The organism is Bacillus sp. FDAARGOS_235, from assembly GCF_002073415.2.
Classification (GTDB): domain Bacteria; phylum Bacillota; class Bacilli; order Bacillales; family Bacillaceae_G; genus Bacillus_A; species Bacillus_A toyonensis.
Genome location: NZ_CP020437.2, coordinates 5,219,250 through 5,245,713 on the forward strand (window position 1 = coordinate 5,219,250; position 26,464 = coordinate 5,245,713).

Below are 26,464 nucleotides of genomic sequence, written 5' to 3' on the forward strand. Positions count from 1 at the left end.
AGAAAAAATCCCATTGACAATGATAATGAAAATCATTATCATTTATTTGAGAGATAATTTATTTGTATAAAGGGAGATATTGCTTTGAAAAAAAATAATATGAGAGCGTTAGTAGTAGCTACAACATTAGCTATTCCTTTTGCTGTTTATTCTAGCCCAGTGCAAGCAGCGGAAAAAATAGCAGAAAATAAAGCAGGAGTTATGGTAACAGATCGTGTATATAATGTTGAAATCAAAATATATAAAGATCAAAAAGATGAGCCATCCATGGTGTCTCAATACATAAAAGATCCCAAAGTTAAGATTGAAAATGGGAAAAAAGTTGTTACTGCAACAGTACAAGATAGCGATTATTTCCAATATCTTAGAATAGAAGATAGAAATCAACCAGGTGTATTTCACGATGTGAAAGTATTGTCAGAAGATAAGAGGAAAAATGGGACGAAAGTAGTTCAGTTTGAAATAGGAGAATTTTCGAAGAGATATAATATGCAAATGCATATTCTCATTCCTGCTATTGGATATGATCATAAATATCAAGTTCAATTTGAAATTTCAGATCCGACAGCAAATAACAAAGAAACTGAGAAACCAGATGATAATTCTAATGCAGGTGATAAGGAAACGGATCATCAAATTGATAGTCAAAATATGATAACGGACAAAAAATTAAGGGAACTTGTTAATAAAAAAGTATTTAATAGAAAAGATTTAAATACACCAATTACGAAAGAAGAGTTATTACAAGTAAAAAACTTATTTTTAAATACGAATGAGATCCTCGACTATAGTGGATTGAAATATATGCCTAATTTAAAGTCTTTAACAGTTGCTAATGCAAAGATAACAGATCCGTCGTTCTTTGCGAACTTAAAACAATTGAACCATTTAGCTTTGCGCGGTAATGAAATTGTAGATGTAACACCGCTTATTAAAATGGATAATTTAGAATCTCTTGATTTAAGCAATAATAAAATTACGAACGTTGCACCACTAACTGAAATGAAGAATGTGAAAAGTTTATATGTAGCAGGCAATCAAATTGAAGATGTAACAGCATTAGCAAAAATGGGACAATTAGATTACTTGAATTTAGCAAATAATAAAATTACGAACGTTGCTCCATTAAGCTCGTTAAAAAATGTAACATACTTAACTTTAGCGGGTAATCAAGTTGAAGATATTACACCGTTATATGCATTACCTTTAAAAGATTTAGTATTAACGCGTAATAAGGTTAAAGATGTATCGGGCATTGACCAATTGAATCAATTAGATGAATTATGGATTGGGAAAAATCAAATTGAAGACGTGACACCACTTACTAAAATGACTCATCTTAAAGTATTAGATGTACCTAATAATGAGTTAAAGGATATTACTCCATTATCAAATTTAGTAAACTTGCAAAAACTTGATTTAGAGGCAAATTATATTTCTGATTTATCACCAATTAGTCAGTTGAAAAAACTAACGTTTTTAAGCCTTGTAGCGAATGAAATTCGTGACGTTAGACCTGTTATCGAATTAAGTAAGCAAGCATACATTAATATTCAAAATCAAAAAGTCTTTTTAGAGGACGTAGAAGTACATAAAGAAGTGAAAGTACCTATTTATGAAAAAGACGGTGAAATCTCTACAAAAATCCGTTTAAAAAGTGATGGCGGCACTTACAATAATGGTGTAATTACATGGAATACGTTAGGTGAGAAAGTATATGAGTTTGGAGTAAAAGATCCATTTGCTGATACAGGCATCTTTTACACTGGTACAGTAATACAAAATGTTGTGGATAAAGTATCGGGAGAAGTAACAGATCCAAAAGGAGAAGTAACAGATCCAAAAGGAGAAGTAACAGATCCAAAAGGAGAAGTAACAGATCCAAAAGGAGAAGGAACAGATCCAAAAGGAGAAGGAACAGATCCAAAAGGAGAAGTGACAGATCCAAAAGGAGAAGGAACAGATCCAAAAGGAGAAGGAACAGATCCAAAAGGAGAAGTAACAGATCCAAAAGGAGAAGTGACAGATCCAAAAGGAGAAGTAACAGATCCAAAAGGAGAAGTAACAGATCCAAAAGGAGAAGTAACAGATCCAAAAGGAGAAGTGACAGAACCAAAAGGAGAAGTGACAGAACCAAAAGGAGAAGTGACAGAACCAAAAGGAGAAGTGACAGAACCAAAAAGTGAAGTGACAGAACCAAAAGGAGAAGTGACAAAACCAAAAAGTGAAGTGACAGATCCAAAAGGTGAAGGAATAGATCGAGTGAATTCGCAAATTACTAAAAATAACGCATTGAATAAACAAATTGTTAAGAAGGAACAGATATTACCTGCTACAGGACATGATACGAATTGGTTATCCGTTTTTGGTGGGGGATTAATGTTGATAGGAGCTTATTTATATAGAAGGTTAAAGAGAGTTAACTAAAATAAAAACCTTTTTGCTAACTAATGAATTGAAAAATCGAAGTAATCTGTGCGATACAGTTATTTGAAGGGATTATCCTAAATATAGGATTCTTTCTTTGAGCAAAATTAGATGTGCTATCCTGAATTTTTAATAATGGTAACAAAAATAAGAACAGCCATTCAACGAAGAAGGCTGTTCTTATTTTTATTTCAATAGATATTTTTACATTATCAATCTGTCTGGATTGTTTTTTTTCTTTTAGTAACTTTATATTTTAATAAGAAGCTTCTTAAATCAACAATAGTAAGTCAGCTTAGGTGAATCCATTTTTATTTTCTATATCTCTTCCTAACTTAATTATATCATGTAATTAACGTTCGAAATAGACTGTTTATTCTTATTTACTACTGCTAAAATCAAGAACACATGACTAGTAAGGAGAGATGTTAAATGAGTTCTTTCGTTCTCGATTTTCAGGAAATAGAAAAAACGCAGCTTTTTCTCGTTGGTGGAAAAGGATTGAATTTAGGGGAGTTATCAAACATTCAAGGTATACAAGTGCCAGAAGGATTTTGTGTTACAACAGTAGGGTATGAAAAAGCCATTGAACAAATTGAAGTGTTTCATACTTTGTTGAATCAACTAGCCATACTAAAAATTGAGGACCGAGATCAAATTAGTGAAATTAGTAAGAAAATTAGAGAAGCCATTATGGCAGTGGAAATTCCAGTTGATGTAGTGGAATCAGTAGCTCATTATCTCTCGCGTTTTGGAAATGAACATGCATATGCAGTGCGTTCTAGTGCTACTGCTGAAGATTTACCGTATGCCTCGTTTGCTGGTCAGCAAGATACGTATTTAAATATCATCGGAAAAGAAGCGGTTTTGCAGCATGTAAGAAAGTGTTGGGCTTCTTTATTTACAGATCGAGCGGTTATATACCGAATGCAAAACGGCTTTGATCATAATCAAGTTTCTATAGGTGTTGTCGTTCAAAAAATGGTTTTCCCTGTGGCTTCAGGGATTTTATTTACTGCGGATCCGATTACTTCTAATAGGAAGGTGTTATCAATCGATGCCAGCTTTGGACTTGGCGAGGCGCTAGTATCTGGATTGGTTTCTGCCGATAATTATAAGGTAAAAGAAGACGAAATCGTCGAAAAGGTCATCGCAACGAAAAAATTAGCCATCTATGGACGAAAAGAAGGCGGAACAGAGACAAAGAAAATTGCTCCTAATCAGCAAAAAGTTCAAACACTTATTGAACAACAAATTTTACAATTAGCACGCATCGGAAGACAGATTGAAGCTTATTTTGGTTGTCCGCAAGATATTGAATGGTGTTTAGTTGATGATACATTTTATATTGTTCAAAGTAGGCCGATAACGACTTTGTATCCAATTCCAGAAGCGAATGATCAGGAAAATCATGTGTATGTATCGGTCGGTCACCAGCAAATGATGACGGATCCTTTGAAGCCATTAGGAATGTCTTTATTCCAGTTAACATCCTTTGGACCGAGGTTTCAAGCTGGGGGAAGGCTGTTTGTTGATGTTGCACAAAGATTGGCCTCACCTGCTAGTAGAGAATTTTTATTAAATACAATAGGAGAATCAGAGCCGCTTATTAAAGATGCATTAATGACTGTAATAGAGCGAGATAATTTTATTAAATTGTTACCGGATGAAGAAGAAAAAAGTCTTGGAAAAAGTATGCCACCTGCAAGCTCGCAACCACAAATCGAAAACGACCCAGCAATCGTTACGGATTTAATCAAGAACAGTCAAGCATCGATAGAAGAGTTAAAACAAAGTATTCAAACGAAATCAGGATCAGATGTACTTGATTTTATTTTAGAAGATATTCAGCAATTAAAGAAAATATTATTTCACCCGCAAAGTATGGCTGTCATTATGGCAGGTATGAATGCTTTATCATGGATCAATGAAAAGATGGAGCAATGGCTAGGAGAAAAAAATGCAGCAGACACACTTTCTCAATCTGTACAAAATAATATTACTTCAGAAATGGGTTTAGCATTATTGGATGTCGCAGATGTGATTCGTCCGTATCCAGAAGTCATTGCGTATTTACAGCATATAGAAGATGACAGCTTTTTAGATGAACTAGTTCAGTTTAAAGACGGGGAAAAAGTTCGAGATGCAATCGAGGCGTTTCTAAATAAATACGGAATGAGATGCAGCGGCGAAATCGATATTACGAAAACGCGCTGGAGTGAAAAACCAACTACAATTATCCCGATGATTTTAAATAATATAAGAGATTTTGAAGCTGGTGCTAGTAAGCGGAAGTTTGAAGAAGGGCTGCAGGAGGCTTTAAAAAGAGAAGAAGAGTTATTAGACAAATTGCAGTATTTAGCAGATGGCAAACAAAAAGTAGAAGAGACGAAGCGAATGATCAGTATAATTCGGAATTTCGCTGGCTATCGTGAATACCCAAAATACGGAATGATTAATCGCTATTTCATATATAAGCAGGCATTACTAAAAGAAGCCGAGCAACTCGTGCGAAATAACGTTATTACTGAAATAGAAGATATATACTATCTTACTTTTGAAGAACTTCACGAAGTCGTCCGCACGAATAAACTAGATTACAAAGTTATTCATAAACGAAAAAATGAGTACAAATTATATGAAAAACTAACACCTCCGCGTGTTATTACTTCTGATGGTGAAATTATTATAGGTAAATATAAACGAGAAAATCTCCCTACCGAAGCAATAGTAGGTTTGCCTGTTTCTTCTGGAGTGGTAGAAGGGAGAGCTCGTGTTATTTTAAACATGGAAGATGCAAGTTTAGAAGATGGAGATATATTAGTTACGGCATTTACTGATCCTGGCTGGACGCCATTGTTTGTGTCTATAAAAGGGTTAGTTACGGAAGTTGGCGGACTCATGACACACGGGGCAGTGATTGCGCGTGAATATGGATTACCAGCAGTCGTCGGGGTAGAGAATGCTACGAAACGAATAAAAGACGGGCAACGAATTCGGGTACATGGAACAGAAGGATATATTGAGATAGTGTAGTTATATTTTAAATAAAAAGATCGTCCACTAAATATAGCGGACGATCTTTTTATGATTGTAAGCTTGCTGCTATCACCCATCTGAAACTGAAAATTAAAATAAAAATGAGCATATGAATTGGATTTCTTTGAATGCCCCTGTCGTAGAAGGAGACATACATGCTACGATACTCATTCACATGCAAGAAGCAACCATGAAGATTGATGAATTAGAATGTACATCAATCTAAAACAAAGAATATTTTCAAAAATATTACAAATTCAGACAACATATTGTAAATTATCTGAATTTTCATTATTATATAAGCGTTATAACGTATTTAATATTGGGGAGGAATAGGGATGAAGAAAAAGCCTTTTAAAGTGCTGTCTACGCTTGCGGCGGCAGCAGTGCTTAGTTGCACATTTGGGGTAGGTAGTCAATCTGTTTATGCGGCAACGCCGTCTAATGTAGGATCTTTAAGTCCGATTGATGAAAATTTAATTCAAGAGGACCGTCTAGCAGATGCGCTCAAGAAACGCGGTGTAATTAATAATTCTGCGTCGAAAGAAGACACATTAAAAGCTGTTGAAAAATACGTAGAGAAGAAAAAAGGCGAAAATGCTGGGAAAGAACCAGCAACAGGGGATAGTGTCTCGAGAGAAGCGTTTGACTTTTTGAAAAAAGTGAAAGATGCAAAAGCAGATGCGAAAGAAAAAGCTGATCAACCTGCTAGTGGCCCGGTAGTTGGACAAGAGCCGGTTAAAGGGGGATTAAACGGCAAAGTACCAACTACTTCAGCAAAGCAAAAACAATATAATGGTGATGTCCGTAAAGATAAAGTGCTTGTATTGTTGGTGGAGTTTGCTGACTTTAAGCATAACAATATTGATCAAGTACCAGGTTATATGTATTCAAATGATTTTAATCCAGAACATTATCAAAAAATGTTATTTGGTAATGAGCCATTTACACTCTTTGATGGTTCAAAAGTACCAACATTTAAACAATATTATGAAGAGCAATCTGGTGGTAGTTATACAGTAGATGGCACAGTAACAAAGTGGTTGACAGTTCCTGGTAATGCGGCAGATTATGGCGCAGATGCAGGAGATGGCGGCCATGATAATAAAGGACCAAAAGGACCTCGTGATTTTGTAAAAGAAGCATTAAATGCGGCTGTAGAAAGTGGTATTGATTTATCTGAATTTGACGAATACGATCAATATGACAATAATGGTGATGGCAATAAAAATGAACCAGATGGTCTGATTGATCACTTAATGGTCATTCACGCTGGAGTTGGGCAAGATGGAGGCGGTGGTAGACTAGGTGATGATGCAATTTGGTCGCATCGTTGGCACCTTGGAACACCATATCCAATTGAAGGAACAAAAGCAAAAGTTGATAACTGGGGCGGTAAAATGGCAGCGTACGATTACACAATTGAGCCAGAAGACGGAGCAGTTGGTGTATTCGCACATGAATTTGGTCATGATTTAGGCCTTCCGGATGAGTATGATACGAAGTATTCAGGAGCAGGGGAGCCAATTAACTCTTGGTCTGTTATGAGTGGCGGCAGCTGGGCTGGTAAAATTGCAGGTACAACGCCACCAAGTTTCTCTCCGCAAAACAAAGAGTTCTTTCAAAAGAACATGGGTGGAAACTGGGCAAATATTGTAGAGGTAGACTATGATAAATTAAATCGTGGTATCGGTTTTGCAACGTACTTAGACCAAAGTGTAACGAAATCAGCTCGTCCTGGTCTAATTCGCGTTAACTTACCAGATAAAGAAGTGAAAGGTATTCAGCCTGCATTCGGTAAGAAATATTACTATAGTACAAAAGGCGATAATCTTCATACAACATTAGAAACACCAGTGTTTGATTTAACAAATGCAACACTGGCGAAGTTTGATTACAAGTCATTGTATGAAATTGAAACAGATTATGACTTCCTTGAAGTATATGCAGTGACAGAGGATAATAAGAAAACGTTAGTCGATCGAATTGGCGAAAAGAATGTGAAAAATGGTCTAGATACAACGGATGGTAAATGGGTAGATAAGTCATATGACTTAAGCAAATTTAAAGGTCAAAAAGTAAAACTAGTATTTGAATACATTACAGATGGTGGCTTAGCACCGAACGGTTTTACTTTTGATAACGCTACATTAACTGTAGATGGAAATGTTGTCTTCTCTGATGATGCAGAAGGCGAATCGAAATTAAAATTAAATGGTTTCGTTGTAGCAAACGGTTTTGATAAGAAGAAACATAACTACTATTTAGAGTGGAGAAACTACGCTGGTGCTGACCAAGCATTAAAATATAGCAGCGGTGTACCGTATAATACAGGTCTTGTTGTATGGTATGCAGACTCTAGCTTTACAGATAATTGGGTTGGTATTCATCCAGGCGAAGGTTTCTTAGGGGTTGTTGACTCTCACCCAGAGGCAATTGTTGGAACGCTAAACGGCAAACCAACTGTTCAAGGTAGTACACGATACCAAATCGCAGATGCTGCATTCTCCTTTAACCAGACGCCAGCATGGAAAGTTGTATCTCCAACACGCGGAACATATGATTACAAAGGATTACCAGGTGTAACGAAGTTTGATGATTCTAAATTGTATATAAATGATTTAATCCCAGATGCAGGACGTAAATTACCGAAGTTTGGATTGAAATTTGAAGTAGTTGGACAAGCAGATGATAATTCTGCAGGTGCAGTTCGTTTATATCGTTAATAATGGAGAAGCTGTTGAAGGGGATTCCTTTCAACAGCTTTTTTCATAGAAACATAAATTTCATTAAGCAATTAGTTGATGTCCAGATTGATTAAAATATATTTCTATACAGGTTGGCTTACTTCTTTAAACCAGCCGCATAAAACGGGCCGTGAACTGCGATAGTTGATAAAATACGAGCAATTTCCTTAGGTGTTTCTTTTTGGCCATTATTTAACCATTGCTGAATGACACCTATATGAGCAGATGCCATATAAGAAGTTAGGTATTCGCTTGGAACAAGCAAACTCTCTTTATCAATAAGAGCCCCATTCGTATCTTCAAATAGTGTTTTCCACATAAAGTCTTTCAGTTTTGTTTGGAAAGATAAATCTCCTTTTGGACTTAACACAGCTTTCATAAAATCACTATTTTCATTTAGAAATTCAAGAATAGAAGCGATAAGTACAAATGGCGTCGTTGGGGAAGGGTTTGAGCCAAGATCGGCAATCACTTCAGGGAATTTTTGTTTGGCAATGCTAGAAAACTCATGCATAATTTCTTCTTGGCATTTCGTCATTAAATCAAATTTATCTTGATAGTGTGCATAAAATGTACCGCGATTTATGTTCGCTTTCGTTGTAATATCTTTTACTGTAATGGCGTCAAAACCTTTTTCTTCAATAAGCTCCACTAGTGCATTTCGTATGGCCGTTTTCGTACGAATAACACGTAAATCTAAATTACTATCACGCAAAGCATGTCCCTCCTTAATTTTACTCAACACATTTAGAAAAAGTGTCTTATAACCGACACATTCACGATTTTTGATTATTGAATAAGATTTAGCTCAAACATATAATTCAAAATATAAATAAACAACACGTTGTTCATTTATTGTAACGAAAATTAAAGGAGGAGAAAAGAAAATGTTTAAAAACAAACTTTTATTGTTAGCACCAGTTATTGCACTACTTGTTGTTTTTATTTTTTCATTAACATTATTCCCAACTGTTCAACCAAAGCCAAAAAACTTGCCAATAGCAATTGTAAATGAGGATCAAGGTGTAGAAGTTCCAAATCAACCGAAAATGAATATGGGGCAAACAATTGTTGATAATATCAAAAAAACAGCGAAATCAGATGAAGAACCTGCGGTGAAGTGGGTAGAAGTGAAAAATAAGGAAGCAGTTCAAAAAGGTTTAAATAATCAAGAGTATTATGCCGCATTCGTCATTCCGAAAGAATTTAGTATGAAACAGGCTTCATTACGAACACCGCAGCCATCTTCACCAGAAGTAGAAATATTAATTAATCAAGGAATGAATATGGCTGCATCAACTATGGCAGGGCAAATGTTAAATGGTGTAGTGGATAATATGAGCAACAATGTTCGCACACAAATATTAGATGGATTGAAAGCAAGGGGAGCTACTTTAACAACAGATCAAGCTTCGAAATTAGTAACACCTATTGTAAAGCACGTGAAAAATGTGAATGAGGTCGGAAAAAACAGTGCGAACGGTAACTCACCAATGTCATTATTTCAGCCGTTATGGATTGCAAGTTTAGCTAACGCAGCAATTATTTTTATTGCGCTTAGTAAAATGCCGGTACGTACAAGAAAAGAAAACTTTGGATTAAAACTAAAACAAATAGTAGCTGGAGCAGTTGCGACACTTGTAATTGGTTTTGGCCTTACGTGGATTGCAGATGGGATGGTAGGATTAAATATTTCGAATTTCACGGAGACAGCGTTGTTCTTATCCATCACGTCTTTTAGCTTCTTCTTAATGATATCGGCGGTACTTTCATTAGTTGGGCTAAAAGGTATCGGTTTATTCGCACTCTTACTATTCTTCGGGGCACCGTTATTATCATTAGCACCTGAAATGTTGTCGCCATTTTATCAAAATTGGGTTTATTCTTGGTTACCAATGAAATTTATGATCGAAGGACTCAGGGAGATCTTCTTCTTCGGAAAAGGGTTAAGCTGGAATACACCTGTTACTGTGCTCATTTGGATTGGTGTGGTAAGTATGGTTGTTATACTAGCAACTGCATTGAAGCGTAGTGCAGTAAAGGGACATAAAATGGAATTGAATGCTTAAAAGATAAAAAACGTTTCACTCGTAGTGAAGCGTTTTTTGATGAAATCATTAGGAATCGTTAAGGAAATTAAGCAGCGATAGATAGGGTTTTACAATATGTTATACGTGATTGAAGTATTCGTGTTTGCAGTAATTTTTTTGTATACATGCTCCTACTATTTCAAAGTGCATAAAATGTTATGCGAAATTATGGAGGGGATACGATGTATAATTCGAATTATCATGATTGGTATAGGCAAAATGATAAGTTGATAAGTGATATTGAAAAAGCTATAAACGGAGAATATAGCGCTATAAGCTGCTACGCAAAGTTAGCTAACATGGCTCCAAATCAAGTAGAACGAAATCAGATTCTTGAAATTCGTAATGATGAAATAAAGCATTTCCAAAACTTTGTCCAAATTTATACGAACTTAACTGGCAGGCAGCCTAAACCACAGATTACCGAAGAATGCCCGAATACGTACTTACAAGGATTAGAATTCGCTATACAGGATGAGCAAAGGACAGTAGATTTTTATTTGGAAATTTCAGATGAAACATCGGATGCATCTGTGAAAGATTTGTTACGGAGAATAGCTGCAGATGAACAAAATCATGCGGTTTGGTTTTTATATTATTTTGTGAAGTCGAAGTGAGTATAAAGAATGAGTGGCTGATGTGATGAATATATTAGAAATTGTTTTAAAGCGTAGTGCAACAATTGAATGAAAAACTTAAATATAAGCAGAAAGAAACCGTTTCATAAGTAGTGGGACGGTTTTTCGCGGTGAAATACAAGTTACATAGGTATCGACAAAATATAGTAGTTGAATTTGGTATATAATGTATGAAATGAAAGCGAAAATAAATAAGCTAGGAGCAAATAAATGAAAAGAGGAATTATTGTAGATATTGCAAATGAATATGATAATCTACTTTGGAAAGTGTTAAAGCCGATCGATATTACGTTATTTGATTGGCGAGTGGAAAATGAGGAATCTTATTTCAGATTACCTGATGGATTAGGATCAGAATTATTCTCAGAAGATAACAAGGTAATGAGTGGATTAGAATTGAAAAAATTAATAAAAGACAACATATATTATCTCATTTTTGCAGATTTAAAAGCGTATCCAAAAGGAGAAGTATTAGAAGAGATTGAAACATATGAAGAGTTCACAGAGAGCAAGTGTGAAGTAGTCGTATTAGTAGCGGACGGTGATTATATACACATTTACGCTAAAGACCCAAAAGCGATTGAATTGATGTATGAAAACGCACTGAATCAAGGTTTTTATGTTGAATACGTTACAGACGAAAATGACGGTAGAACGCGTTTGTCAGTATAGTAGTAATTTGAAAGGGGAACGGCAATATGGAGAGAAATACAGTTAAAGAATATACAATACGAACTGCTACTGAAGAGGAGAGCGATACTATTATTACTCTATTAAGAGAAGTAGCAGAGTGGTTACAACATAAAGAAGTAGATCAATGGCAGTATCTGTTAGGAGGAGAGGCTACAGCTGAAATATTAGAATGTATAAGAAATAAATATACGTATATTGTTATGAAAGAAGATGAAATTGTTGGTACGATTACAGCATCTCCTAAACAAAATGAATGGGATGAACATATTTTTGGTAAAGAGGAAGTTTCGGATTCAGTATATATTCATAGATTTGCGGTGAGACGGAAGTATAAGGGGAATGGAATAGGAGAATCGATTTTGCAGTGGGTAGAAGAAAATGTACAGTGTGATAAAGAGTACTTGAAGTTAGATTGTGTGGGACATAATCGTACGTTGAATGATTTTTATAAGAAAAATGATTTTGAGTATGTGGGCAGTACGGATGGGCTTAGTAAGTTTCAAAAGAAAAGGAGCAAATAAATGAATCCAATTAACGTAAGTTTAGTTAAGAAGTTAATACAGAAACAGTTTCCTGAATGGGCACATTTAGAAGTGAAACCTGTAAAGTTTAGTGGGCATGATAATAGAACGTTTCACTTAGGAGATCAGATGAGTGTTAGATTACCAAGTGATGCAGCATATGCACCGCAAGTAGAGAAAGAAAACAAGTGGCTTCCTATATTAAATAAGGAACTTTCTTTACCAATTTCTGCACCAATTGCAAAAGGGCATTCGTCTGAAGAGTATCCGTGGCCATGGTCTATTAATAAGTGGATAGAGGGAGAGACAGTTAAGAAAGAAAATGTTCGTGACTTACATGAATTCGCAGCGGACTTAGGATCATTTCTACTAGAATTGCAATCCATTGATTCTAGTAACGGACCAATAGCTGGAGCGCATAACTTTTACCGAGGCGGGTTTATATCTGTATACGATGAAGAAGCGAGAGTAGCTATTGAAAACAATAAAGACGCTTTTGATGAGTCATTGTTAAAGCACCTTTGGGATTTAGCGCTCCGATCAAAATGGGAACGCACACCAGTTTGGATTCATGGAGATGTTGCGCCAGGGAATTTACTCGTTAAAGATGGAAAGCTTTGTGCCGTAATTGATTTTGGTATACTAGGAGTAGGTGATCCGTCGTGTGACGCGGCGATGGCATGGACATTTTTTGATGAAAATAGTAGAAATGTATTTAAAGAAGTGTTGAGGATGGATGAGGAAACGTGGGATAGAGCGAGAGGATGGGCGCTTTGGAAGGCGTTAATTACATATGATGCGAATAGAAATAGTAATGAAAAAGTAGCTGAGGAAGCATATCGTGTAATCCAAGTGATTGTGGATGATTATAAAATGAGATGAAAATAGTAATGTGTAGCACAAGTTTTGATTGAAGTTATTTGACGTTTACTATGCAATAAAAAGGAGGGAACATAATTGAAAGTCAGGCAAGGGAAATATGAAGAAATAAAATTGCGTGATAGAATTCCAGGTATGGTTGAATATATAGATAGCACAAGACTTCCGGCTGATTTTCACTACTATATCCCTCCACACTGGCATAGAAGTATTGAAATTAGTTTAGTAATATATGGAGACGTTTTTTTGTATGTAAATGGGCAAAAAAAGAAAGTATCAGCTGGCGAGTTTATTTTTGTAAACAGTGGAGATGTGCACGAATTTGAAAAAGTTGAGAATGCAAGTTGTGCAGTAATGATGTTAATAGTTTCGTATGAATTTCTTAAAGAGCTAAATGCTGATTTTGATAAATATAGATTTACTCTACAAGCATCATTTGTGCAGAAAGAAAAGCTCCAACAAATATTTTATGAATTAAAGGAGTTAGTCACAAATTTTGATGAGTTAAGTTATATAAAAATGAATAGTTTAATTTATGAGATTGTTTATATTCTATTGCGCCACTGTAAAGATAGAAAAAAAGAAGATAATGATTTTCAATTTGGAAATAAACAAAAAGAGATAATTACATATATGTATGAACATTATGATGAAAAGCTTAAAATGAAAGATGTAGCGAAACACTTTTTTGTAAGTGAGGAACATTTTTCTCGGATGTTCAAAAAATCTTTCGGATCAAATTTCATCTCTTTTTTAACGAGATACAGGCTTCATAAAGCGTATGAAGATATTATTAGCAGTACGAATTCTATACAAGATATAGCAGTGAAACATGGATTTCCCAATGTGAAGTCATTCATTTCGCAGTTTAAAGGGAAATATGGGGATACACCATTACAGTATAGAAAAAATATCATATCAAAAAATGACAATAATTGAATCAAATATGAACAACAATAAAAATACGTTCCATGTTACATTTTGTATATGGAACGTATTTTTATTTAGTAAATGGAAATGTATACGGTTATATAATTTTTCGGAAAATGAAAGCGTTAAAAAAGAGATGGGGGAATAGTGAATGTCTAGAAAATATAGCTTAGATTTATTAGAAAAGATTCAAGAAAAACAAGAAACCATCAATGTACAAGGCGCAGAAGTAATAGTGAAAAATATACCAGATTGCGATGAAAAGGGAGCAATGGATCCACGTCTTTATAAAGATATGAAGGTTCAAATGAATATAATGAGGTTTATGCCTAAAAATATGATGAAAATGGACGCTTCTGAAAAATCGGTAAAGAATATGAGAAAGCAGTTTAATGGTATTAAAAGCGTTCCAATCGTAACGAAAGATATAAATATTACGAATGAAACGGTTAAAGCGGAAGATGGATATGACATTCCGATAAGGATTTATAATAGTATTTCAAAACAAGAAAACGCGCCAATTTTATATTTTATTCATGGTGGCGGATTCATGGCAGGATCACCAGATGTGGTAGAAGAACTTGTGAAATTAATAGTAGAAAAAACAGATATACTAGCCTTTTCTGTAGATTATCGATTAGCTCCAGAACATCCTTTTCCAAATGGACATACAGATTGTTACACTACTTTAAAATGGATTTATGAGAATGCTGAAGCATTCGGCGGTGATAAGAATAATATTTTTGTTGCGGGTGATAGTGCTGGAGGGAACTTAGCACAGTATTGTACAACGAGAGATATGGAAGATGGTAGAAACTTCGTTAAAGGGCAATTACTTCTGTACCCTACACTTAACATGTGTGACTATGAAGACGAGTTTTATTCTTGGAGTATAGATAAATATGAGATTGCTCCGAAATATAAAAAAGGATTAGAAAAAATGCTTAATATGATGCATGCAATGGTCGGAGGGATGGCAGAAATACTTGGTACGGAAGACATTCATTCGAAGTATTTAAGTCCATACGTTGATGTATCTTCAGATTATCCAAGTACATTTATTACGGTAGGAGAACATGATTTTTTAATGATTGAATGTTTAGCGTATGCAGCTAAATTGAAGAAACAAGGAGTGGATACTGAAACGATTCTCTATCGTGGTTTAGGGCACGCGTATGGAGATAATGTAGGTGTCTATCCTCAAAGTGAAGATTTAGCGATTGAGATGGGGAGTTTTATATTGAAGAATAGTAAGAAAGACTCCTACTTCGAGCAATGATTTTAAACTCTACTTTGTGCTTTAAGTGAGAATATCTAAAAAGTATATAAAAAGCCTAATTTGATCTAAATGTTTCAAATTAGGCTTTTTTATATGATTAAATATTCAAGATCAAAAGAAGGAATAAAACTATATTATACAGAATATTTAGATAATAGGAGGTGTCGGATTTTGAGTGAAATTGAATTAAAAAGTAATGTAATTAAGACAGGAAGAGAGAGGAGTATGATTCTTCGGTTTATACTCGCTAGTCTCGTTGGGGTGTTTATGTTTTTCGTACCTGTTACGATAAATGGAGCTTCTTCTATTATGATTGATCATATCGTATCGTGGATCCGTACTTCAGTTCCGGGCGTAGTACCTTATTATGCATTGTTTGTTATGGTGATTGGTGCGATTTATCCATTTTATACGAAGAAATGGAATGCATCTATCGTAGACATTTGTTTTTCTATTTTAAAAGTAGTTGGTGTTGTTTTTGGCGTATTATATTGTTTTAAAGTGGGACCAGCTTGGTTTTTTGCACCAGATGTTGGGCCGTTTTTGTATGAGAAACTAGTTATATCGGTAAGTTTACTCGTTCCGATTGGTTCGGCGTTTTTAGCGTTATTAGTCGGATATGGGTTGCTTGAATTTATCGGTACATTTTGCCGTCCGATTATGAGACCTTTATGGAATACGCCGGGACGATCGGCAATTGATGCGGTTGCTTCCTTCGTTGGAAGTTATTCACTAGCCTTATTAATTACGAACCGCGTATATAAAGAAGGAAAGTATACGACAAAAGAAGCAGCCATTATCGCTACAGGATTTTCTACAGTATCCGCAACATTTATGATCATCATCGCAAAAACATTAGACATTATGCATTTATGGAATGTTTATTTTTGGACTACACTTGTAGTAACATTCATCGTGACTGCTATCACCGTAAGAATCCCACCTCTTAGTAGAAAGCCCGATACATATATTACGAAAGAAGGGTTCCCAGAGCCCGTTTATAAGGAAAAAATGTTAGAACGTGCTTGGGAAGATGCATTAGAAGTATCAAGATCTGCACCGAGCATTATGAAAAATATTGCAGTGAACTTAAAAGACGGTTTTATTATGACGATGGGAATTTTACCATCTATTATGTCAGTAGGGTTAATTGGTATCGTCTTAGCGAAGTTCACGCCAATATTTGATTGGATCAGTTATATTTTTTATCCATTTACATGGGTTTTACAATTACCAGAAGCAGACTTAGCTGCTAAAGCGGTATCAGTTGGTATTGCAGAAATGTTTTTACCATCATTATTAGTTGTAAGTGCGCCGCTCGTGACAAAGTTTGTCATTGCGGTTATTTCGGTATCATCTATTTTGTTTTTCTCCGCTTCAATCCCTTGTATATTATCGACAGATATTCCGTTAAAAGTATCTGAACTTATTATTTTGTACGTGCAGAGAACGATATTAACGTTGCTTATTATTACGCCGATTGCTTATTTGGTGCTTTAATAGGAAACCCTCGCTTTCTATGTGAGCGAGGATTTTTGTTGTTAAAATCATTATATATAAATTTTGAGATATTTATTCATATGTTATAGTAACAAAAGAAGGGGGCTTACAAATGGAAATCATTCACGAAAGAGCGAAGTTACGGTTAATGGATAGTGGTGATGTCGAAACTTTGTTTTCGATTGTAGAAGGAAATAGGCAAATTTGGGCGTATTTAATCTCTAAAATGGAAACTGTTCAAGATATGCAGCAATATGTTCAAAAAGCGATAAAGAGTTATGGAAAGGGTACACAAATCCCTTGCGCTGTAGTGGATCAACAGACGAACAAGATTGTAGGGAGTACACGTTTATATAATATTTCAGTAGAAGATAAAACAGTGGAGTTAGGGCAGACGTGGTACCATCCAATTGTGCAACGTACGAGTATAAATACAGAATGTAAGTATATGCTTCTCCAGTATGCTTTTGAAAAACTGCATATGCTACGAGTGCAAATTAAGACGGATGTAAGAAATGAAAAAGCACAACGAGCAATTGAAAGGTTAGGTGCGGTAAAAGAAGGTGTGCTAAGAAATGAAAGAAGATTGCCGAGCGGTCATGTGAGAGATGCAGTTGTGTACAGTATTATTGCGAGTGAATGGTCAGGCGTGAAAGGAGAATTGTTAGAAAAATTAGAGTTATACAAAGAAAAGCTATAATTCGTATTTTGTAAGGTATATGATCGTAATTTGCGAATAATATACCTTTTTTTCTTACAAAACACTAACTTATTTAATTTACTTTTGTTTCATCATTCCCTTCTGAGAAAAAATTCGTTACAATGTAGTTGTATGGTAATAAACTAATGAATTAAAATTGTAATGAAAACCGCAAATGAAAAATGAATTGATAATCCTCAATTTTAAATGAAAACCCTTTTATATATAATAAGTAAAATACCTTCTTTTAAACAAACTCAAACAAAACGATTTGATATAAATGTTTTTTTATAGAAGTATGGATGATGTACGGAGGCAATTACAAATGAAAGAAAATAAGAAGAGTAAAAAAAGACGAATCTTTCAAGTGTTTTTATTAATGATTTGTTCTGCTATTTTGTATGTGAGCTATGCAGCTTACGATATTTGGAGTTATCGCTTTAAAACGGATGATGATGTGAAGACAGATGCTGGTATCGTGCTAGGAGCAGCTTCATGGAACGGAAAACCATCTCCTGTATTTAAGGAAAGAATTAATCACGCGATTTCTCTATATAAAAACGGAAACATTAAGAAAATTATTTTTACAGGTGGTACAAAGTTTGAAGCCGAGCTTGAGGAAGCTCGCACTGCTAGAGTATATGCATTGAAACAAGGTGTAAAAGAGGAGGATATTTTAATTGAAACAAAATCCCTTTTCACTGAAGAAAATTTAAAGAATGCGAAGGAAGTTGGAATAGAGAACGGAATACACTCATACACGATTGTAAGTGATCCACTTCATATGAAACGCGCAATGAGAATCGCAAAACATATTAACATTGAGGCATATGCTTCACCGACTCCAACATCAGCATATAAAACGTTAGATACAGAAATTCCATTCTTTTTTAAAGAATTATTCTCGTATATCGGATATGTAACCTCTTTGCCGCTAAAGGCATTGAAGGGGGATTAATATAAGAAAAGGACCTGTTTTTCTATAGGTATTTTTCTTATAATCCAAAAACATTGTATTTTTATCGGAATAGTGAAACAATAGAGAGGTAGCTTCATATAATCATAATGACAAAATGAACGGTTTATGAATCGAGCATTTACGGGCAGCCCGACTCCCATTGAACTTCTTTGCTCCACCTGAATTTTGAGGTGGGAGTTTTACTGCCCGCAAATAGCGGGATAAAGGAGATTATAGTATGGCACTCTCATTTGTTGAAACAGAAGAACAATCTTTCATTATTGAACAAATAAATAAATTGATTCCGAAGTTCATGGAAAGGGAGCATCAATTAAGTGAATTAGGATCATTTCCGTATGAAAATATTAATAATTTAAAAGATATCGGATATACGAAAATAACGTTACCGAAGGAATTTGGTGGTAGTGCGATTTCTTTATATGACTTCGTTTTATTTCAAGGGAAAATTGCAGAAGGCTGTGGAGCTACTGCATTATCGATTGGATGGCATATCGGTATTGTAAAAGAGCTAGCTGAAAATCGCTCTTGGAATGATGGAATGTTCAAATGGTTTTGCGAAGAAGTGCGTAATGGTGCACTCTTTAATCGGGCAGCAACAGAACCGAAAACAGGAAGTCCGACGCGTGGTGGTAAACCAGAAACAATCGCGGTGCAACAAGGCGAGAAGTGGATTATAAATGGAAGGAAAACTTTTACAACGATGGCACCAGTACTTGATTATTTTATTATTTCAGCAAGTATGGAAGGCCGAGAAGAAGTTGGTGAGTTTGTCATTCCAAGAAATACGCTCGGTGTATCAATTGAAGAAACATGGGATAGCGTTGCGATGCGAGGAACTGCTAGCCACGACCTTGTCTTACAAAATGTGGAGATAGAAAACCGCTTCTTTACGAATGTATTGGGCGGGAAAGTGAAACAAAAGGGTATTGGCTGGTTGCTACATATACCAGCATGTTATTTAGGAATCGCACAATCAGCAAGAAATTATGCAGTTCAGTTTGCGGAATCATACAAGCCAAATAGTTTAAACCATTCTATTAGTTTATTACCGAGTGTTAGAAGATTAGTTGGAGAAATAGAGCTTGAGCTTATGCAAGCTCGCGTCTTTTTATATCAAATTGCGAAAAAGTACGATGAGGCAGAAGATAAACTATCACTACAAGCAGAACTAGCGGCAGTGAAATACGCAGTAACAAATGCGGCGATATCTATAGTAGATAAAGCAATGCGTATCGTAGGGGCAAAAAGTTTATCAGAAAAAAATCCACTTCATCGTTATTACTTAAATGTCAGAGCGGGTTTACACAATCCGCCGATGGATGATGCAACATTGTCTATACTGGCGGATGTAGCATTTCGGTCGTGATGTTTTAGGAATAGAGCTTATGAATTTAAATGTTATTGTTTATGGACAATATAGTTGTTTTGAAAGCACGTGTTTGATTAGTAATCGAACACGTGCTTTTTATTTGTTTGCCATCCTAGTTTGAAATGTAGTGTTTTCATATAAATGATTATCATGATTTGATGAATGTTCCTAGATGAAAAATATTTATTGTAATGCCAGTTTGGATGTAAACGGTGATAAGGTGTTTTTTGTTGGGAAGGAATTTGTAACTTTTAATAGAATAATTTATGAAGATGATTAGATAATAAATGTTTACACATAAGGAGATAAAACTATGGAAAAGAACAAATTACTAAGAATGGACAATGTCAGTATCGTTGTAGAATCTCTTGATGACGCAATCTCTTTCTTCGAGGAGATTGGCTTGAAACTCGAAGGGCGAGCTACTGTCGAAGGTGAATGGGCTGGTCGCGTAACCGGACTGGGCTCCCAGTGCGTAGAGATTGCTATGATGGTTACGCCAGATGGCCACAGCCGAATTGAACTTTCGCGATTTCTCACCCCACCTACTATATCAGATCACCGGACTGCTCCTGTAAACGCCCTCGGTTATTTACGCGTCATGTTCACTGTTGAAGACATTGACGAAATGGTATACAGACTCACGACTAAGTGTGGTGCTCAGCTCGTTGGCGAAGTGGTTCAGTACGAGGACTCGTATCGACTCTGTTACATTCGTGGAACCGAAGGGCTTCTAATCGGTTTGGCGGAACAACTCGGTAACAAATAAGAAAGTGACGTTTTATAAAAAAACTTTACTGAAATATATTACTGAAGTGAAAATTGAAACAGAATAGTAGTGTGAAAGTAACTTTAAGAAGTAGGGTACGTCATATAACATAACATGCAAGCGAAAGGACTCTCCGAACCACTTGGTCGCCGGGGAAGAAGCAGGGAAGAGATTCAGGCAACATCTCTGTGAAAACGTTATATGCTAATTCTTCTCAATTTGAAGAAATTTATTATTCAATAAAAGGGCTCTTCTCCAGAGCGACAAAAAAGCCAATTTCCTTAATTTTAATATTGAGAAATTTGGCTTTTAATTTTGGAATTTCTTTAACGTTGTAAATTCGTATTTTCCTGAGCTACCCTATGCTCATCAAACTAAGAAGAGCAACTACTCCAAAGCGAGAAAATTGACATCTCCAGATGAGGATGTACAATTTTTTGTTTTGAGGATGCTCCAAAATATTAGCTTGATAGCAATGGGCAGCATCCCTTGAATAGCTTCGAAGAACTCAATTCTAAAAAATACATCTGAACGAGAGATAATGGAATGTTCTTTTGTAAGATGTATATCTTTTTCTCTTTTTAGTAGTATTGTTCATGAAAAATAGCACATTACAAATAAGTGTTATCAATTGAAAAAATCTTTCTTTTCATTCTTCTTTTTATAGTTTTATAGGAGAAAGCTAGGTTTCTTATTTTTACTAATGTATAATAAGAAAAAAGTACGAAAAGAGGTTATCTCATGCTAGAGGTTATTGCAACATGTTTAGAAGATGTGAAACGAATTGAAAGCGCGGGTGGGAAGCGGATTGAATTAATTTCATCTTATACAGAAGGTGGATTAACGCCGAGTTATGCATTTATTAAAAAAGCGGTAGAAGCAGTAAATATACCGATTCACGTTATGATTCGTCCGCATGCGAAGTCTTTTACATATACGGAAGAAGAAATTGAAATGATGAAAGAAGACATTAGCGTTGCGCAGAAGTTAGGTGCAGCAGGCGTTGTATTAGGCGTATTAAACGAACAAAAAGAAGTTGATAAAGAGAAGCTAGCAGATTTGTTATCTGTTGTAGATGGAATAAATGTAACGTATCACCGTGCGATAGATGATATAGAAAACCTAGTAGAAGCGATGAGAACTTTAAAGGAATTCCATAAAGTGACTCACGTGTTAACTTCAGGTGGACAAGGAAATATAGTAGATAATATTCCAGTGCTTAAAGATATGCAAAAGGTAAGCGATGGTCAAATTCAACTTGTAGCTGGAAGTGGTGTAACGAAAGAAAATATAAAGCAGTTATTAGATGAAACTGGAATTTCGCAAGCTCATGTCGGTACAGCGGTAAGAGAAGGTAAATCATGTTTTTCTGAAATTGATCGAAGTTTAGTGCGAGAATTAGTTGAAATAATAAAATAAGTGCATAAGAAAGAGGAGAAACGATGAAGGAAAATACGAAGAAAGAATTATTCTCTTGGGTTAAAACAATAGGGTTTACCCTTGTACTAATTGTAATTATTCGCGGTGTTTTATTTACACCTTCTTTAGTGCAAGGTGAATCGATGATGCCAACGTTAGAAAATAATGAGCGCGTTCTCGTGAATAAGATTGGTTATAGTATAAGTGGATTAGATCGCTTCGATGTTATCGTCTTCCACGGAAAAGAAGGGTACGACTTAGTAAAACGAGTAATTGGTTTACCAGGTGATACAGTTGAGTATAAAAACGATGTTTTATACGTAAACGGAAAAGCGATGGAAGAACCGTATTTAAAAGAGTTTAAAGAAAAAGCAGCTGGCCGTGTATTAACTCCAGACTTTACATTAGAACAAATCACAGGGAAAACGAAAGTGCCAGAAGGCCAAGTATTTGTTTTAGGAGATAATCGTGAAGTTTCTAAGGACGGTCGCATGTTTGGCTTTATTTCAGAAGATGAAATTGTTGGAAAAGGACAAGCTGTTTTCTGGCCATTGAAACAAGTAAGAGCGTTATAAAGCAAGTATGGGAGAAATGTTCTTCTTGTGGATTTAAATCACATTTTTTGTAAAACTGAATGTTCATTTAAGAAAGACAGAGGTCATTTTGATTATTATTTTTCAAAATGACCTCTGTTTATTTGAAAATAGTGTTGCAAGGAGGGAATTTAAATGATAACGAAAGAAGCAGAAGTTATCTTAAACAGGAAAGGAGCCAGGAAAGTAAACGAAATTCCTAAAGAGGTCTTACAATTACTACAGCAAGGGAAATTAGAAAGTATTAATCTAACAGAATGGCTAGCTATAAATCATATTGAACTACTCAAAAATGTCTTACCTTCAATAGGACTCAAGAATAGTTTGGAAAGCATAGTAGCTGAATTAGAAAAACAGAACGTGGAAACAGGAATGAAAGTCATACGAATAACAGGAACTTTATTGGATGAAATTATACTCAAAGAGAATGAAGGAAACAAGGAAGATGTATTGTTAAAATTATCTAATCATATTTCAGATAGTGTACGATGTTGGGCAGCGTTTATGAATAAAAAATCAAATAACACATTAAAAGATACATTAACGTACATTCGACCTTTTGCAGCGGATCATCATTTTGGTGTTCGAGAAATTGCTTGGATGTCTATTAGAGAAGATCTTTCACAGAATATAGAAAAAAGTGTGGAGTTGTTAGTAGAATGGGCAAAAAGTGAAGATGAGAATATTCGTAGGTTCTCTGTAGAATCTATTCGTCCTCGAGGTGTATGGAGTAAACATATTGAAATATTAAAACAAGAACCTGAAAAAGCACTTCCTATTCTTAATTTACTTAAATCAGATCCATCAAAATATGTCCAAGATTCGGTTGGAAACTGGTTAAATGATACAAGTAAAACGAAACCGGATTGGGTAATGAACCTGTGTGAAGAATGGGAAAAGGATACTGATATAAAATCAACTAGTAGAATTATTAAAAAAGCTAAAAGAACGATTTTGAAAAATAAGTAATATGTACCTAATAGACTTGTTAGTTGAACGAAGGAACAATCAATCAATCAAGTTAAAAAAGAATACTGTGAATAACAATGAGAAGAGCATGTTTTGATCAAAAATTGATTCAAACATGCTCTTTATATTTTCTTTTATAGCAGTGTTATTAATGAAAAGTGATCAAATTTTATTTCAAATCTAAACTTCCGTACTTTTTTATTGTAACTTTTATTCTAATAGTTCGTTCTTCAAGTGTTAAAGTTTTGTCAATCATTCAAGAGCCTTTTATTTTATATAAATCACTTATTATTTGTGTTTTTTTAATAGCGGACAAAATATATCGGATTATGTACGTGAAAAAAATATTGATAGAATTGAAAGAATATTTTATAATTTTAAATTATATCTTTGTTTCGAAAAATGGAATTAAAGTTCCGAAATTCGGAACAAAAAGGAGATAGGATGAGTATAAATAAAACGGCAGTGAAGACAATGGATATTTTAGAGTTATTTTATGAGCATGAAGAGTTAAGTTTAACAGAGATGGTTCAGCTTACAAATATGCCAAAAACATCTGTTTATCGTTTAATCGGTTCGCTAGAAGAAATGGAGCTTTTACAAAAAAATGAGAAGGGGAAATATTGTCTTGGAGTCGTTTTTTTAAGGTTTGGGCAACTTGTTTCACAAAGATTATCAGTAAGAAATATTGCGATTCCATATATGAAAGAGCTTAGAGATAGTTTAGGGCAGGCAGTTAATTTAATTATTCAAGATGGTAATGATGCAATTTACGTTGAAAAGATGGAAGGAGTTCAGCCGGTACGTGTTTATACAGCGGTTGGAAGAAGAGCACCTCTTTATGCGGGGGCATGTCCGAGAATTTTACTATCTTATTTTTCTGAGGAAGAGAAAAGGAAGTACATAGAGGAAAGCGATTTAAAACAGTTTGCGGATGGAACAATTGTGAATAAGGAACATTTGCTAGAAGTATTACAACTAGCGAAAAAGGAAGGTTACACAATTAGTTATTCTGAATTAGAAAATCATACAGCAGCTATAGCAGCTCCGATTTTTGCGAATGATGGAACGGTTGTAGCAGGTATTAGTGTTTCAGGTTTAGCAATTGAGTATGGCGAAAGTAACATTTCATATTTTACTGCGAAAGTGAAAGAAACAGCATACCGCATTTCGAAAGAACTCGGCTTTTTGGCATAGAAAGAGGGAATGGGATGAAATTTTCTGCGTTAGGGGATCAAGCAATTATTGTTACGTTTGGTGAAGAAATTAGGATGGATATATACGGAAAAGTGCAGCGATTATTTCAAGCGTTGAAACAACATCCATTTACAGGAATGGTTGAATGTGTGCCATCGTTTACTTCATTAGCAATTTACTATAATTTGTACGAAGTATGGATGCAAAATGAGAGAGGTGAAAGGTCATATGATTACGTTTGCCAATATATACAGGAGCTGTGTGATTCATATAAAGAAGAAGTGAACCAGAAAGTGAAACATATTTCTATACCAGTTTGCTACGGAGGCGAATATGGGCCGGATTTAGAAGAGGTCGCACATTATCAAGGTTTGCAAGTAGAGGATGTTATTCGTATACATAGCGAAACAACATATTTTGTGTATATGTTAGGTTTCACACCAGGATTCCCATATTTAGGGGGACTATCAAAACAATTAGAAACACCTAGAAAAGAAACACCACGGTTACAAATTGCTCCTGGTTCGGTAGGGATTGGTGGAAAGCAAACAGGTATTTATCCGCTTGAAACACCGGGTGGATGGAATATTATCGGCCGAACACCGATTTCATTATTTAATCCAAGAGAAGAATCACCTACCTATATTCAAAGTGGTATGTATTTACGTTTTATCCCGGTAACAAAGGAAGAATACTTATCGCTAGAGGGGGCTAAAGAATGGATGTAGAGGTTTTACATGCGGGGATGCTTACAACAGTCCAAGATTTAGGACGATTTCATTATCAACAGTATGGTGTACCAGTTGGCGGTGCGATGGATAAAAATGCACTTAGGCTAATCAATATGTTAGTCGGTAATGAAGAAAATGAAGCAGGTTTAGAAATGACGATAATGGGACCTAAATTGTTACTAAAGAAAACGACTTTGCTCGCGATTGGCGGAGCGGATTTGGAACCGTTATTGAATGGAGAACGAATTCCGTTATGGCGTCCTATTTTAGCAGAAGAAGGCAGCATGCTTTGTTTTGGAAAAGCGAAACGTGGGTGCAGAGCATATGTAACATTTGCTGGTGGTATTCATATTGATCATACAATGGGAAGTAAAAGTACATATATGCGAGCTGCTATTGGCGGGATTGAAGGAAGGATGCTCAAAAAGGGTGACTATTTTCAAATTGGTACGCACGCAGAAATGGCGAGTCGTTTCATTCAGAACTTACAAAAGGAAGAGCGAATAAAAACAAAATGGGCAATTCGAAATAACGTCTTACCAAAATATAAGAAGCATCCTACGCTTCGCGTCATAACAGATTTTGAATATAATCAGTTTACAGAAAAAAGTAAAGAGTCATTTTTTATGAAAGAGTATAAAGTGTCCAATTATGCTGATCGCATGGGATATAGGTTTGATGGGGAAGTTTTAAATAGAGAAATAGAACAAGAAATTCTATCAAGTCCTGTTACATTTGGAACCATTCAAGTTCCAAATGGTGGGCAGCCTATTATATTAATGGCAGATAGGCAAACGACAGGTGGCTATCCGAGAATCGGAAATGTCATTTCAGTCGATTTACCTCTGCTTGCCCAGCTGAAACCAGGGGACTATGTAACTTTTGAAAAAGTTTCTATAGAAGAAGCGGAGCGATTGTACATAGAGCAGGAAGAAAATGTGAAACTATTAAAGAAGTTCATCGCTTTACGAAGCTGAGAGTAGGAGGGAAATATC

At 35.3% G+C, this 26,464-nt stretch carries 21 protein-coding genes and 2 pseudogenes; 22 read left to right on the top strand and 1 reads right to left on the bottom strand.

Annotated features, from left to right (window positions below):
• Window positions 1–84 precede the first annotated feature (84 nt).
• From A6J74_RS29320 to A6J74_RS29330, 4 genes and pseudogenes are all read left to right on the top strand, one after another.
• Window positions 85–1,848, top strand: a pseudogene (locus A6J74_RS29320) (leucine-rich repeat domain-containing protein); the annotation flags it as partial.
• 177 nt (window positions 1,849–2,025) lie between these two features.
• A pseudogene (locus A6J74_RS30810) lies at window positions 2,026–2,427 on the top strand (LPXTG cell wall anchor domain-containing protein); the annotation flags it as partial.
• Window positions 2,428–2,859: 432 nt separating this feature from the next.
• Window positions 2,860–5,463, top strand: a complete 2,604-nt coding sequence (ppsA, locus tag A6J74_RS29325) for a phosphoenolpyruvate synthase (protein WP_000094173.1) — start codon at window positions 2,860–2,862, stop codon at window positions 5,461–5,463.
• Between the two features lie 341 nt (window positions 5,464–5,804).
• Window positions 5,805–8,192 (top strand): immune inhibitor A domain-containing protein, encoded by a 2,388-nt coding sequence (locus tag A6J74_RS29330; RefSeq protein WP_000728984.1) that lies wholly within the window; start codon window positions 5,805–5,807, stop codon window positions 8,190–8,192.
• Between the two features lie 118 nt (window positions 8,193–8,310).
• On the opposite strand, the gene A6J74_RS29335 is transcribed toward A6J74_RS29330, so the two are convergent.
• A complete protein-coding gene (locus A6J74_RS29335) occupies window positions 8,311–8,928 on the bottom strand; it encodes a TetR/AcrR family transcriptional regulator (RefSeq protein WP_001205673.1) in 618 nt (205 codons plus the stop codon).
• A 172-nt stretch (window positions 8,929–9,100) separates the two neighbouring features.
• On the opposite strand from A6J74_RS29335, the gene A6J74_RS29340 reads away from it, so the two are divergent.
• From A6J74_RS29340 to A6J74_RS29430, 18 genes are all read left to right on the top strand, one after another.
• Window positions 9,101–10,282: a YhgE/Pip domain-containing protein gene (locus A6J74_RS29340; protein WP_000475852.1), complete on the top strand. Its 1,182-nt coding sequence runs from the start codon at window positions 9,101–9,103 to the stop codon at window positions 10,280–10,282.
• A 203-nt stretch (window positions 10,283–10,485) separates the two neighbouring features.
• Window positions 10,486–10,920 carry a ferritin-like domain-containing protein gene (locus A6J74_RS29345; RefSeq protein ID WP_000282814.1) on the top strand — a complete coding sequence of 145 codons (435 nt, stop codon included), beginning with the start codon at window positions 10,486–10,488 and terminating at the stop codon, window positions 10,918–10,920.
• Window positions 10,921–11,151: 231 nt separating this feature from the next.
• The gene (locus A6J74_RS29350; protein WP_000820171.1) at window positions 11,152–11,613 is read left to right on the top strand and encodes a DUF2691 family protein; all 462 of its coding nucleotides are present in this window, start codon (window positions 11,152–11,154) and stop codon (window positions 11,611–11,613) included.
• A gap of 26 nt (window positions 11,614–11,639) precedes the next feature.
• Window positions 11,640–12,155: a GNAT family N-acetyltransferase gene (locus tag A6J74_RS29355; RefSeq protein WP_000440855.1), complete on the top strand. Its 516-nt coding sequence runs from the start codon at window positions 11,640–11,642 to the stop codon at window positions 12,153–12,155.
• Window positions 12,156–13,037, top strand: a complete 882-nt coding sequence (locus A6J74_RS29360; RefSeq protein WP_001068238.1) for an aminoglycoside phosphotransferase family protein — start codon at window positions 12,156–12,158, stop codon at window positions 13,035–13,037.
• A gap of 75 nt (window positions 13,038–13,112) precedes the next feature.
• Window positions 13,113–13,973: an AraC family transcriptional regulator gene (locus tag A6J74_RS29365; protein ID WP_000868380.1), complete on the top strand. Its 861-nt coding sequence runs from the start codon at window positions 13,113–13,115 to the stop codon at window positions 13,971–13,973.
• Between the two features lie 142 nt (window positions 13,974–14,115).
• Window positions 14,116–15,243, top strand: coding sequence for an alpha/beta hydrolase (locus tag A6J74_RS29370; protein WP_000088547.1), 1,128 nt, complete (start codon window positions 14,116–14,118; stop codon window positions 15,241–15,243).
• Between the two features lie 171 nt (window positions 15,244–15,414).
• Window positions 15,415–16,743, top strand: coding sequence for a YjiH family protein (locus A6J74_RS29375; RefSeq protein WP_001289430.1), 1,329 nt, complete (start codon window positions 15,415–15,417; stop codon window positions 16,741–16,743).
• A 112-nt stretch (window positions 16,744–16,855) separates the two neighbouring features.
• Window positions 16,856–17,443 (top strand): GNAT family N-acetyltransferase, encoded by a 588-nt coding sequence (locus A6J74_RS29380; RefSeq protein ID WP_000402592.1) that lies wholly within the window; start codon window positions 16,856–16,858, stop codon window positions 17,441–17,443.
• 325 nt (window positions 17,444–17,768) lie between these two features.
• Complete coding sequence (locus A6J74_RS29385; protein WP_000662220.1) at window positions 17,769–18,401, top strand: YdcF family protein; 633 nt, start codon at window positions 17,769–17,771, stop codon at window positions 18,399–18,401.
• A 238-nt stretch (window positions 18,402–18,639) separates the two neighbouring features.
• A complete protein-coding gene (locus A6J74_RS29390; protein ID WP_001218351.1) occupies window positions 18,640–19,788 on the top strand; it encodes an acyl-CoA dehydrogenase family protein in 1,149 nt (382 codons plus the stop codon).
• A gap of 316 nt (window positions 19,789–20,104) precedes the next feature.
• Window positions 20,105–20,560: a VOC family protein gene (locus tag A6J74_RS29395; protein ID WP_000414361.1), complete on the top strand. Its 456-nt coding sequence runs from the start codon at window positions 20,105–20,107 to the stop codon at window positions 20,558–20,560.
• 741 nt (window positions 20,561–21,301) lie between these two features.
• Window positions 21,302–21,979: a copper homeostasis protein CutC gene (locus A6J74_RS29400; protein ID WP_000895104.1), complete on the top strand. Its 678-nt coding sequence runs from the start codon at window positions 21,302–21,304 to the stop codon at window positions 21,977–21,979.
• A gap of 23 nt (window positions 21,980–22,002) precedes the next feature.
• Window positions 22,003–22,554, top strand: coding sequence for a signal peptidase I (gene lepB, locus A6J74_RS29405; RefSeq protein ID WP_000662506.1), 552 nt, complete (start codon window positions 22,003–22,005; stop codon window positions 22,552–22,554).
• 153 nt (window positions 22,555–22,707) lie between these two features.
• Window positions 22,708–23,541, top strand: coding sequence for a DNA alkylation repair protein (locus tag A6J74_RS29410; protein WP_000628824.1), 834 nt, complete (start codon window positions 22,708–22,710; stop codon window positions 23,539–23,541).
• Between the two features lie 444 nt (window positions 23,542–23,985).
• Complete coding sequence (locus A6J74_RS29420) at window positions 23,986–24,738, top strand: IclR family transcriptional regulator (protein ID WP_080609770.1); 753 nt, start codon at window positions 23,986–23,988, stop codon at window positions 24,736–24,738.
• Window positions 24,739–24,752: 14 nt separating this feature from the next.
• Window positions 24,753–25,466 carry a 5-oxoprolinase subunit PxpB gene (pxpB, locus tag A6J74_RS29425; RefSeq protein ID WP_000672291.1) on the top strand — a complete coding sequence of 238 codons (714 nt, stop codon included), beginning with the start codon at window positions 24,753–24,755 and terminating at the stop codon, window positions 25,464–25,466.
• Window positions 25,457–26,446 carry a 5-oxoprolinase subunit C family protein gene (locus A6J74_RS29430; RefSeq protein WP_000382263.1) on the top strand — a complete coding sequence of 330 codons (990 nt, stop codon included), beginning with the start codon at window positions 25,457–25,459 and terminating at the stop codon, window positions 26,444–26,446. Before pxpB ends, A6J74_RS29430 begins: the two co-directional genes overlap by 10 nt.
• The last annotated feature ends 18 nt before the right edge of the window (window positions 26,447–26,464 follow it).